13 protein-coding genes and 2 riboswitches are annotated in these 11324 nt (G+C 45.1%); of the genes, 7 read left to right on the top strand and 6 right to left on the bottom strand.

Features of this window, described 5'->3' with window-relative positions:
* Positions 1 to 530: 530 nt before the first annotated feature.
* The 6 genes from sucD to NT010_07400 form a co-directional block, all read right to left on the bottom strand.
* Positions 531 to 1412: a succinate--CoA ligase subunit alpha gene (gene sucD / locus NT010_07375; protein ID MCX5805871.1), complete on the bottom strand. Its 882-nt coding sequence runs from the start codon at positions 1410 to 1412 to the stop codon at positions 531 to 533.
* Positions 1413 to 1415: 3 nt separating this feature from the next.
* Positions 1416 to 2594 carry an ADP-forming succinate--CoA ligase subunit beta gene (gene sucC, locus NT010_07380; GenBank protein ID MCX5805872.1) on the bottom strand — a complete coding sequence of 393 codons (1179 nt, stop codon included), beginning with the start codon at positions 2592 to 2594 and terminating at the stop codon, positions 1416 to 1418.
* A complete protein-coding gene (locus NT010_07385; protein MCX5805873.1) occupies positions 2581 to 3168 on the bottom strand; it encodes a 2-oxoacid:acceptor oxidoreductase family protein in 588 nt (195 codons plus the stop codon). The genes sucC and NT010_07385 overlap by 14 nt, the downstream gene beginning before the upstream one ends.
* A 138-nt stretch (positions 3169 to 3306) precedes the next feature.
* Complete coding sequence (locus NT010_07390) at positions 3307 to 4137, bottom strand: 2-oxoacid:ferredoxin oxidoreductase subunit beta (protein MCX5805874.1); 831 nt, start codon at positions 4135 to 4137, stop codon at positions 3307 to 3309.
* Complete coding sequence (locus NT010_07395) at positions 4137 to 5303, bottom strand: 2-oxoacid:acceptor oxidoreductase subunit alpha (protein MCX5805875.1); 1167 nt, start codon at positions 5301 to 5303, stop codon at positions 4137 to 4139. Before NT010_07395 ends, NT010_07390 begins: the two co-directional genes overlap by 1 nt.
* A complete protein-coding gene (locus NT010_07400) occupies positions 5236 to 5520 on the bottom strand; it encodes a 4Fe-4S binding protein (GenBank protein ID MCX5805876.1) in 285 nt (94 codons plus the stop codon). Before NT010_07400 ends, NT010_07395 begins: the two co-directional genes overlap by 68 nt.
* Before the next feature lie 204 nt (positions 5521 to 5724).
* Here NT010_07400 and NT010_07405 point away from each other — a divergent pair, with 204 nt between their 5' ends.
* From NT010_07405 to NT010_07435, 7 genes are all read left to right on the top strand, one after another.
* Positions 5725 to 6639 carry an MBL fold metallo-hydrolase gene (locus NT010_07405; GenBank protein MCX5805877.1) on the top strand — a complete coding sequence of 305 codons (915 nt, stop codon included), beginning with the start codon at positions 5725 to 5727 and terminating at the stop codon, positions 6637 to 6639.
* Between the two features lie 192 nt (positions 6640 to 6831).
* Positions 6832 to 6908, top strand: a riboswitch (cyclic di-GMP riboswitch).
* 4 nt (positions 6909 to 6912) lie between these two features.
* Positions 6913 to 7044, top strand: coding sequence for a hypothetical protein (locus NT010_07410; protein ID MCX5805878.1), 132 nt, complete (start codon positions 6913 to 6915; stop codon positions 7042 to 7044).
* Between the two features lie 27 nt (positions 7045 to 7071).
* The gene (locus tag NT010_07415) at positions 7072 to 7782 is read left to right on the top strand and encodes a hypothetical protein (GenBank protein MCX5805879.1); all 711 of its coding nucleotides are present in this window, start codon (positions 7072 to 7074) and stop codon (positions 7780 to 7782) included.
* A gap of 391 nt (positions 7783 to 8173) precedes the next feature.
* The gene (locus tag NT010_07420; protein ID MCX5805880.1) at positions 8174 to 8305 is read left to right on the top strand and encodes a hypothetical protein; all 132 of its coding nucleotides are present in this window, start codon (positions 8174 to 8176) and stop codon (positions 8303 to 8305) included.
* Between the two features lie 168 nt (positions 8306 to 8473).
* Entirely contained in the window at positions 8474 to 9466 is a 993-nt protein-coding gene (locus NT010_07425; protein MCX5805881.1) for an Ldh family oxidoreductase, read from the top strand.
* Positions 9467 to 9512: 46 nt separating this feature from the next.
* Complete coding sequence (locus NT010_07430; GenBank protein ID MCX5805882.1) at positions 9513 to 9827, top strand: pyrimidine/purine nucleoside phosphorylase; 315 nt, start codon at positions 9513 to 9515, stop codon at positions 9825 to 9827.
* Between the two features lie 259 nt (positions 9828 to 10086).
* Positions 10087 to 10163: riboswitch (cyclic di-GMP riboswitch) on the top strand.
* Between the two features lie 202 nt (positions 10164 to 10365).
* Positions 10366 to 11019: a hypothetical protein gene (locus tag NT010_07435; GenBank protein MCX5805883.1), complete on the top strand. Its 654-nt coding sequence runs from the start codon at positions 10366 to 10368 to the stop codon at positions 11017 to 11019.
* The last annotated feature ends 305 nt before the right edge of the window (positions 11020 to 11324 follow it).

Here is an 11324-nt window from a genome sequence, read left to right on the forward strand (position 1 = left end):
GCCTCCTGGAGGCGCAACAGGCTATGTACAGGAACTTTGGATAGCAACTGCTCTTCTTGGTTTTACATTCCCGGTCATTGCATCGTATACGGGGTTTTTCAATTTCTGGCCGTTAACAGAACCTAAACCACCGAAAGAGTAGACAAAGAATCTAAAAAACAAAGAGGCACATCCATTGAGCAGTATAAATGCTTTTTGGATGTGCTTTTTTATTATCGCTATTAACTTCGGATAAAAATATTCTTTTTTAAATGATGGTAAATTTCAGCAAAATAAGGCAGAGTCAGGCATAATGCATGTTCTAATTAGTTTCCGTCCGGAAAGGGTCTTTTCCGGCCCGACAGCGTCAATCTGCGGTCTTGCTTGTGCGACGAACATATTGTACGTCTCCGCGTAATCCCTTGATTTCCCCTCGGTCTCTGCCTCGGGGTGATTCGTTGCCTTGCCGGAACGAAAAAAACCTCCTTTACGACTCGGAAACCAATAGTGTCACATCTGGGGTTCCGGATGGACACTAATTAATGGCAGGGTCAGCTATTTAATCTTATAAGTACTGAGTTTACAACCTGTCCTATTTCAGAAGGATTTTTCACAATAATAATACCGGCATCTTCCAGCGTCTTTATTTTTAAAGCAGCATTCCCAGCCATGCCATCCACAATAGCCCCGGCATGCCCCATTCGTCTCCCGGGCGGCGCCGTAACTCCTGCAATAAATGCAACTAATGGTTTTTTCATATATTGCTGAAAATACAGCGCAGCATCTTCCTCAGCACTGCCGCCGATCTCACCGATCAACACGATGGCATCGGTTTCTGTATCTTCTTCAAACATCCTGAGCAAATCAACGTATTTGAGGCCTATAACCGGATCACCGCCAATCCCTATACATGTGGACTGACCGATGCCCTGCTTTGAAAGTTGATGGACAACTTCATAGGTAAGGGTTCCGCTTCGTGAAATAATGCCTACCCTGCCCTCCTTGTGAATATATCCGGCCATAACCCCGATCTTGCATTTTCCTGGCGAGATAATACCCGGCGAATTGGGGCCTATAAGGACTGTGTTTTTATCCTTCATATAACGCTTTACCAATATCATATCGAGTGTAGGGATGCCTTCGGTAAGACAGACAATTGTACTTATTCCTGCTTCAACCGCTTCCAGGATTGCATCCGCAGCATAAGGAGGAGGTACAAAAATCGCTGATGCATCAGCGCCTGAAGCTGCAACAGCATCTTTCACTGTATTAAAAACCGGGATGGATTCAAGTTCCTGTCCGCCCTTGCCCGGCGTAACACCCGCCGCAACCTTTGTTCCATATTCCTTCATCTGTCTTGTATGGAACATGCCCTCATTTCCGGTTATGCCCTGGATAACAACCATCGTTCTATTGTCAATTATGATACTCATCCCTTACCTAATGTAATGTAATCTGCCTATTTCTTCGGCAACCATCATTGCTGCCTGTCCCATATCTTCTGCTATCATAAATTGAAAACCCGATTCTTCAAGAATAGCCTTCCCCTTTTCCACATTTGTCCCTTCAAGCCTGACTACCACAGGTTGGCTTATCCCGAATGTACGGGCAGCATCAACAAAACCCCTTGCAAGGATGTCGCATCTCAATATCCCTCCGAAAATATTTATAAAAATTACTTTTACATCTTCATCTGACAGCAATATCCTTAAACCCTCTGCTATCATACGGGAAGTAGCACCGCCCCCGACATCAAGGAAATTGGCCGGCTCCGCACCAACATACTTTATCAGGTCCATGGTAGCCATGGCAAGTCCTGCTCCGTTCACCATGCACCCCACATTGCCCTTCAGTTTGATATAATTAAGGTTATACTTCGACGCTTCAACTTCCAGGGGATTCTCCTGACGATAATCACGGAGCACCGATACATCGGGATGTCTGTAAAGCGCATTGTCATCAAAGGTTATTTTTGCATCAAGGGCAACAAGTTCTCCTCTTCCTGTTGTCACAAGCGGATTGATCTCTGCAAGAGAACAGTCTTTTTCCATAAAAAGATTATAAAGATTCATTATGATATCACTTGCCTTCTTTAAATATGATCTGTCCAGCTCCAGGCAATAGCATATCCGCTCTGCCTGAAAACCTCTCAAACCGATACAGGGATCAATGGTTTCAACAAAAATCTTTTCCAACGATCTTTCTGCAATATTTTCGATCTCCATCCCGCCTTCTGGGCTCATAAGCACTGCGACACATGCTTTAGATCTGTTTATGGCAATGCCGCCATACACCTCTTTTCCAATATCCAGGACTTCTTCTATTAAAATACGATCAATCAGTCTTCCTTCAGTTCCTGTCTGCGGGGTAATAAGCCTCTTACCGAGCAGCTCCGATGCAGCATTCCTTAATTCTTCGATATTATTGACACGCCTTATTCCTCCACTCTTGCCCCTGCCTCCGGCATGAACCTGTGCCTTTACAACAAGAGGGAAAGGTTCGATCGAAGAGACAGCGCTCAGAGCTTCCTCGACAGTTTCTGCTACCCGGCCTTTTGGAACAGGGATATTATAGTCTTTGAAAAATTGCTTTGCCTGATACTCATGTATCTTCATCTTCCTGCTCGCTTGCAATATAAGACATAACATGCTTTCGGGCCATTATTGCCGCTGCCATGCCTGCATATAATGCATCGTGATTTATTTGTTCCGTGCCCTTGGGCACCCTGCCGAGGACAGCCTGCTCCATCGCCCTTGGTGTGACAATACTCGTCAGCTTTGTTATAGCACCGAGAGCAACAATATTTGCTGTCTGCTCTCTTTTCAGTTTTTCACGTGCAATCCTTGTAAAGGGGATCTGATATGCTTTTCTCACCGGTATCTGGCTCACAAAGGTAGAATCAACGATAAGTATACCGCCAGGTTTGAGGTCCATATAATAATCGTTACAGGACTTCTGATTCATGGCAAGAAGCAGGTCGAGTTTCATGGCCTTGGGGTAATCAATCTCCTCATCACTTATCACAACCTCTGCCTTGCTTGAGCCTCCACGCGCCTCCGGCCCGTAACTCTGAGTCTGTGAAACATATTTCTGGTCATAAATCGCGGCTGCCTCAGCCAGGATAATACCCATTAATATCAACCCCTGACCGCCTGAACCACTCAGTCGTATATCGTACCGTAAACCCACGTTAAACCCCACCATTATTAATTGTGAATGTTGAATGTTGAATTAATAAGTCCAAAACCTGCAATCAATATTTTTCAATCAAAAACCGTTACGGTTTTTCATTAATTAAAAATTCACAATTCAACATTCAGCATTGTTCTATATTATTTCCTTTGCCCGTTTTCTTATCTTCTCATATTCTTCATGAAAAACCGGCAACTCCCTGTCAATAAGGACACCGATCCTGAATTTATCTTTCAATTCCTCTTCTCTCATGCCGGCAGCCTTCTCGACTGTAACGGCATGTTCTTTCTGCCACGTCATCATCTCCACAGCCGATCCCATTCCGTTCATCCTCCCGTACTGAATGTGGCAATGGGAAATCACCTCAACAACGGAAAAACCCTTTTTCAAAAATGCATTTTCCATCAGGCTGTCCAGCAGCTTTGCATGATACACGGTGCCTCTTCCCACAAAGGCAGCACCGGCAGTCACGGCAAGCTCGGATATGTTAAAAGCCTGTTCCACATTGGTATACACAGAGGTTGCGGTTTTCATTCCATAAGGAGTTGTAGGCGAGTATTGACCGCCTGTCATGCCGTAAACGCTGTTATTAAGTATAATGGCTGTCATATCAACGTTTCTCCTGGCAGCATGAATAAAGTGGTTCCCTCCAATGGCCACTGCGTCGCCATCGCCCATGACAACAATGACCTTAAGTTCCGGTTTTGCAAGCTTAATACCTGTTGCAAAAGTAAGGGCGCGGCCATGGGTTGTGTGAAGTGTATTAAAATCCACATAAACAGGCAGTCTCCCGGTGCATCCGATACCGGAAACAAGCATGGTCTCATCTTTGGTAAATCCGCATCCGTCTATTGCCCGAATAAGTGAGCCGAGCATAATGCCGATACCGCATCCGGGACACCACACATGGGGAAACTTCTTATCATGCCTCAGATATTTATGGATCAACCTGGTAACCTCATCCATCAGCCCACTTCCTTGACCTTGTCCAATATTTCATCAGGCGTAATGATTGTCCCGTCCACTTTATTAATTGTGAAGACCTTTACATCGCCTTTATTGACCCTCTTAACCTCCCTCGAAACCTGCCCCATATTCATCTCCGGGACAATGATCGTCTTAGAGGTCTGGAGTGCCTTTTCAACCGCTGTCCTCATAAAAGGCCATAATGTGTTCATTTTCAAAAGACCGATCCTGATCCCCTGCTGCCTTGCATCTTTCACTGCCCTCCTGGCAGACCTCGCCACAGATCCGTAGGCGATAATCATAATTTCAGCGTCATCCGCCTGATAAAATTCTCCAAGATGGATAGCCTGATAGTGCTGGCTTATCTTCCTGAACAATCGGCGAATAAAGGGGTCTATCTCTTCAGGTCTTTCTGTAGGAAATCCCCGTACATCATGGGTAAGTCCGGTAACGTGATGCCGGTAGCCTTCGCCGAAATCGGCCATTGCAGGAACACCGCCCGGCGTATCCTCATAAGGGATATACCACTCCGGCGGGACTGTGGGCCTCACACGGTTGAATATCTCTATATCCTCATCGTCCGGGAGTGTAATCTTTTCCCTCATATGTGCCACAACTTCATCAACGAGGAGAATGACAGGGGTCCTGAATCTCTCCGACATATTGAAGGCCTTGATGGTAATCTCATAGCATTCTTTCACCGTTGACGGGCAGAGCACGATGATCGGATGGTCGCCGTGAGTGCCCCAACGGGACTGCATTACATCGCTCTGAGATGGAGATGTTGGAAGCCCGGTGCTTGGTCCTCCACGCATGGCGTCCACAATAACACAGGGGACCTCGGCAATAGCTGCAAATCCTATATTTTCCTGCATAAGGGAAAAACCTGGGCCGCTTGTTGCCGTCATGGATTTTACACCAGCCAGAGAAGCGCCTATTATTGCACCCATACTGGCAATCTCGTCTTCCATCTGTATAAATGTGCCGTCAACCCTGGGCAGCTTTACAGACAAAAGTTCGGAAATTTCTGTAGCCGGAGTTATTGGATATCCTGCGAAAAAACGGCACCCGGCTCGAAGCGCACCTTCGACAATCGCCTCATTGCCCTGGAGCAGCAGATCCCTTTTCTCTTTTTTCTTCAGACTCCTCACCCGTTTTATGTTCATTAGTCTTTTTATTTACCGTAATTGCAAAATCAGGACACCGTATCTCACACAACCCGCAGTTAATACACTTTTCAGCATTCTTTACATAGGGATATCCTGCCTCATCCCTTGCCAGCACCCCTGTCGGGCAGAAAGCAGCACATATGCCGCAGGCCTTGCACCATGCTTTATATATGTCTATATCAGGGGGTTCTTTATCTTTTCTGACATCTGTCATATTGCACCTTATGAAAAAACAGCAAGTACTGATACTTTAATACTACAGCAGTCCCGCATGGTCAAGCCATTTCAATCTGTTGCTAAAATTGGTTGGAGGGTAACAGGGACATGATATCTGTTTTTAATCGGATAGAATTCACCTTGCCGGGCCTGGTTAAATGCGCTATAATAGCCTGGATTCACTTCTTGAAAAGGAGGTTTTGTGCTTTTCACTACTACCGGCCCTGTAAAAGAAAATTTCTACATTCTGGGTTCCGGCACATTTCCTATCCATCTTCTGGATGGCGCTAAAGCTGTGGTCTTTGACGGCGGAGTTGCCTGCGTTGGAAAGATATATGCCGAAGCAATCAGATCAGTTATCGGTACAAAGGAGCCTGAAATACTCTTTCTTACCCACACACACTGGGATCACTGCGGGTCAATCAGCTATCTGAAAAAAGCATTTCCTTCCATGAAAATAGCAGCTTCTAAAAGGGCAGCGGAGACCTTGAAGCGGCAACGGGTAATAGAACTTATCGGCAAAATGAATGAAGACGTCAGAGCCATGGTTGCCAACCTCCCTGAGATTGATTCTTCCCGTTTGATCGACGAACCGTTTCAGCCTTTTGAAATAGATATGATATTGAAAGACGGACAGACTATAGAGTTGGATAAAAATACAGTTATTGAAGTGCTTGCAACTCCGGGTCACACAATGGACCACTTGAGTTACTACATCCCGGGAGAGAAAGTGTTGATAGCTGCGGAAGCATCAGGCTGTCTGGATGGTATGGACAATATTATTACAGAGTTTCTCGCCGACTACGATGCCTATTTTACTTCCCTTAAACGGCTCTCATCCCTACCCGTTGAAGTCCTCTGCCAGGGACACCGTATAGTGTTTGTGGGAAAGGACGAGTCTGTTTCTTATTTTGCCCGCGCCATTAAAGATGCAGTTAATTTCAAAAACAGGGTGTACGAGCTTCTCGAAAGTGAAGCAGGCTCAATAGACCGTGTGGTCAAACAAATTAAAGCTGAAAGATATGATACCAATACAGCAATAAAACAACCCGAAACCGCCTATCTTCTCAACTTGAGGGCACAGGTAACCCACCTGTCCCACACACAGAAGCGTTAAGGGTTCTGAGAACAGAAAATGCTTTCATCTGCGAACAGAGCAATTGCGCTATTTTCTAAAAGCAAGAACTACCGACTGTAAAGTGCATTCGTTTCTCTTCTATGTCTTACAACAATTTCCGTACTTATCCTACATACATTGTATAACTTATCCTACATACAATTATATTGCATAGTTATACAATGTATTACTAACTGATAAAGCCAAACTGCCGATAACGGTAGGACGGAAAGCTAACGGGTCTGAAATCAGATAGCCGAGCCGCCGGGAGTGATGAAAAGTTCATCTTTGGTGGCTTTTTTTATGCTCAATGTAAACGGAATCAATGAAGAGGAGGTGAGAGCGGGAAGAGGTATAGTCGGATCGGTAATTAAAGTTCTGGGAAAGTGGCTTTATGAGAAATAACAAAGAAATAAATGGAGGAGTATATCTATGAAAAAGTTATTGTTATTTGGATGCATTGCAATTCTATCGATCATTATGGCAGCTCCGGGGCAAGCTGTAGCCGGTATAATCTTCGGAGCTACCGAGGGTTCCGGCACTGCGGGATCAGGTGGTGTTTCTTATTCTTATGACGGGATCTTTGGTTTTGATAATACCACGCCTTACCCGACGCCGTATGGGCTGCAAACTCTCAAAACGATTGTGGGCGACGTGGGACAATTCAGCCTTAATATCAATTCCTCGGGTGTGACTGCCTATGACTTCAACGGGTACACACTCGCCATCCCTGCGGTTCCTGTTGGGACTTATACATGGGTGCTTAACAATCAAAACGGTGCCGGAGGTACGATTTTATACGGCAATGTGGTGAATTGGAATTTTGCTCCTGATCAGGGAACGCAGTCCTATGGAACTGTGAACGGTACTTTACAGAGCAACGGCTTCATACACTGGTACTATGGTTATGATAGTTATGTAGGCCCCCCCGCTGGCCAAACGTCTCTGGCAAGCATGGGCCTCAGTGACACTTTCACCTTTACCGGCAACTATTCTATTACCTACGGAGAGGATTCGTCTCCCATTGGATATAACCTCACAGGAACCCTCTCCGCTAACCAAGTTCCTGTTCCGCCGTCTCTATTTCTCCTTGCCCCCGGCCTTCTTGGACTCGTAGGGATTAAAAGAAAGTATCTGGGATAATAAACCAAATATGAATAAGTAAAGGCAGAATCAGAAATGTTTCTGCCTTTTATTTTATCATACCTCAATAAGTAGAGTGGGCTGCAGGCGCCGTGTGACCTCGGTGCTGACAGGGACGTAGTTCGGTAAATTCACCTAACATTGCCATTTAAATTTAAGGACATATTGCAGGTATAGCTATTCCAAAAGAGGCCGCCTCGAGTAAAAAATTTACCGGGAAAATAATTGACAAAAGGTGAGTAAAATAATTAAATGAATTCACCGCAATTTGCGTTGAGGGTTCTATCACCGGGCAGGATAGATATTATCAAAAGTTGAGCAAAAAATTGATAAGAAGGTTGAGTAAAGATAAGCATTTACAAGTCATAATAAGGGGGAAGTAACAGGAAGTATGGGAAATGAAGAAATCCTTCTTCATTTCCGCCTGATTCACATAAACGTGTATGTAAATCAGGCTTGGGTGGTCGGCGGCATGTCGGGGATTTTGCAGATGTGGATGGGCTGTGAGATTTGCAGGCCGTAATCGTACTGAACGTACGATGTAGGATCGCAAAGCGAAGCAGACCGCCGCAGATCAATATCCCCGAACATGCCACTGACCGACCAAGAGAAAAGAACTAAAAATACTCAAGAAACAAAACAATATTATGAAAACTTTTGACAATACCGCAGGATATTTGAGGAGAGAATTATGAAAATATCGATTAAAGAACTTGAGGAACTGACACACAAGGCAGTGAAGAAATACGGCTACAACGACGAAGAAGTTCAGGTCATCGCTGATGTAATGCTCTATGCTCAACTGCGGGACAACAATCAGGGAATAGTGAAACTCATCGACAAGGGTATTCCCAAAGATCCGAATGCCAGGGAAATCGTAATCGAAAAGGAAACCCCGATTTCTGCACGGATCAACGGCAACAAAAACCACGCCATGCTGGTTGTCGGGAGGGCAGTAGAAATAGTGAAAGAGAAGGCGAAGAAAAGCGGGTTCGCTATTGCCGGGACATTCAACACAAACACATCATCCGGAGCCATAGGTTATTATGCTTCCCGTTTGGCAGCGGAAGGGCTGATCGGTTTTGCTTTCAGCCGTTCACCACAGAGAGTTGCAGTTTACGGATCGTACGAGCCTGTATTCGGAACCAATCCTTTGGCCATAGCTATCCCCGGTGAGAAGGACCCCATTGTGCTCGATATGTCCACAGCCGCGACTTCATATTTTGGACTGGTAGAAGCCCAGACGGCAGGCAGAAGCATCCCGGCTGATTTTGCCTATGATAACCAGGGTAATCCGACGACTGATCCGCAAAAGGCGATTGCGGGCGCTATTCGTTCCTTCGACAGGAGCTATAAAGGATCAGGTCTTGCTCTGATCGGCGAGATATTGGCAGGGCCGCTGGTTGGCGCCGCCTTCTGTGGAATCGGCGACAGCAAGGGCAACTGGGGACATTTGATTTTTGCCATTGATCCGGAACTCTTAACGGAACGAGACAAGCTTTCAAGTAATGTTTCGGAGATTATCAGTAAGGTTAAATCCACGAAGAAACTCCCCGGAGTGGACGAGATATTCATGCCGGGAGAAAGAGAAAGTCATCTGGCCAGACAGCGTCAGGAATCCGGCCTGATTGAAGTAGAGGATAACCTGCTTGCCGAACTGCGCAAAGTGGTTGACGGGGCATGAGCGGGAACAACACTGAATTATTATAACTATTGGGAGGAGACAAACTGTGATGGATTTCGAGAATGTAACAATAGTCAAAAAAGCAAATATTTATTTTGACGGCAAGGTTACCAGCCGTACAATAATTTTTCCGGATGGTTCCAGAAAAACACTGGGCATCATGTTCCCCGGAGATTACGAATTTGGTACAGCAGAAAAGGAGATTATGGAGATTCTTGCCGGTAATCTCGATGTTATGCTGCCCGGCGCTGCAGGATGGGTAACAGTTAAAGAAGGAGAAGTCTTTGAAGTGCCGGCTCAATCCAAATTCAGTCTAAAAGTTAGAAACCTTACGGACTATTGCTGTTCCTACGTTAAATGAAAAAACGCTGTCAGCGCTGTGTCTGCATGGTGACGCTTCGCATGCTGGTGCCGGTGAATTCAGCCGTTCATGAACGGCTGACAGTGTGAGTTCATTTGACGGAAGAATCTTGGGAAACAGAAACTTTGTTCTTGCCATAAAAAAAGGATGTGCTGTATCCTGATACAACAATATTACAATAATTGCCGTACTTATCCTACAAGCATTGTATAACTTATCCTACATACAATTATACTACATTGTAATACATTATATTACAAGCTGCTAAAGCCAAACTGCCGGTGACGGCAGGACGGAAAGCTAACGGATCTTGCATAAGACAGCCGGGCTGCCAGGAGTGAAGAGTAAATTCATTATTGGCGGCTTTTTTGCTCAATGTAAAAGGGATCAACGATAGGAAACAATCGATATCAGACAATCAAATGTTTGGTAAAGGAGATGTGAAATAAAAAGTGGAAGAAGTATTGTCAAATCGGTAATTAAGGTTTTGGGAAAGTGGTTTTATGAGAATTAATAAAATAGGAATGGAGGTTTTGAAATGAAAAGAAATTATTTTGCATTACTCGCAGTGGTTTTACTGGCAATAGCATTCATACCGGCAGTGGCATCGGCCTATGCCCCATCGCCTTCCGTGGCATTGATTCCCAATACGTTCAACGTAGCTCCGGGTTCGACTGTGGACATATCTGTCTATATGACCAACCCTTTAGACATTAACATTACTATGGCCGCCATTAGTACGAACATAATTTACAACTCAAATGTGTTTGCCTTCGACGATGAGTCGGTCGTGTCGAAAGGGGATTTGCTTACGCACGCCTGGTCTCTATCTGGCGGCACCTATGCCCCGGGTCACTTAAGAGTCGGCGGTATTGACTTAAAAACTTTTGAACCAAATGCTAATCCCTGGTATGAGAGTCTCGCCGCTGGGTCTGGTGGAAGTTTGTTCACTTTTACCCTGAATGTGAAGGCAGATGCGCCTACGGGACTTTCCATGCTGACCTGGGGGGTGTACGATGGAGGTGACAACGCCACTGCAGGTTTCGACTATGGAGACAGCGGCTTTAACGACGTTATCGTGTACAGTACATCCGACGCTTCGGTCAACGTCGTTCCCATCCCACCGACAGTATGGCTGCTCGGTTCCAGTTTGGTAGGGCTTGTAGGATTTAGAAAAAGGATTAAGAGCTAACCATACACGAATTGTTCTTAAGGCAGGGTTAGAAATAACCCTGCCTTTTTTGTTTGTCATACCTCAATAATTGCCAGTTGCAATCTTGTAGTCTTTGCAGAAAAACGGACAGAACAGTGACGTAATTCATGCCACGAAGACCGGGACTTGATACAGAAGAAGCACTCCTCTCTGATTGAAGAACAGACAGGAACGGCAAAACAGGATATGCAAGAAAACAAATAAATGATTTATGTTTACCGCAATATAGCTTTTTTTCTATCATTACAGATTTTCCTACATATATTAATGATAATATCCTACAC

The organism is Pseudomonadota bacterium, assembly GCA_026388275.1.
In the GTDB taxonomy this organism is placed as follows: domain Bacteria; phylum Desulfobacterota; class Syntrophorhabdia; order Syntrophorhabdales; family Syntrophorhabdaceae; genus JAPLKB01.

Excerpts from the sequence above, each read along its gene's own strand:
- NT010_07435 (MCX5805883.1), top strand. The coding sequence starts at position 10,366 with ATGAAAAGAAATTATTTTGCATTACTCGCAGTGGTTTTACTGGCAATA.
- NT010_07390 (MCX5805874.1), bottom strand. The coding sequence starts at position 4,137 with ATGGATGAGGTTACCAGGTTGATCCATAAATATCTGAGGCATGATAAG.
- NT010_07410 (MCX5805878.1), top strand. The coding sequence starts at position 6,913 with ATGAAAAGTTCATCTTTGGTGGCTTTTTTTATGCTCAATGTAAACGGA.
- sucD (MCX5805871.1), bottom strand. The coding sequence starts at position 1,412 with ATGAGTATCATAATTGACAATAGAACGATGGTTGTTATCCAGGGCATA.
- NT010_07425 (MCX5805881.1), top strand. The coding sequence starts at position 8,474 with ATGAAAATATCGATTAAAGAACTTGAGGAACTGACACACAAGGCAGTG.
- NT010_07395 (MCX5805875.1), bottom strand. The coding sequence starts at position 5,303 with ATGAACATAAAACGGGTGAGGAGTCTGAAGAAAAAAGAGAAAAGGGAT.
- NT010_07420 (MCX5805880.1), top strand. The coding sequence starts at position 8,174 with ATGGGAAATGAAGAAATCCTTCTTCATTTCCGCCTGATTCACATAAAC.
- sucC (MCX5805872.1), bottom strand. The coding sequence starts at position 2,594 with ATGAAGATACATGAGTATCAGGCAAAGCAATTTTTCAAAGACTATAAT.
- NT010_07415 (MCX5805879.1), top strand. The coding sequence starts at position 7,072 with ATGAAAAAGTTATTGTTATTTGGATGCATTGCAATTCTATCGATCATT.
- NT010_07400 (MCX5805876.1), bottom strand. The coding sequence starts at position 5,520 with ATGACAGATGTCAGAAAAGATAAAGAACCCCCTGATATAGACATATAT.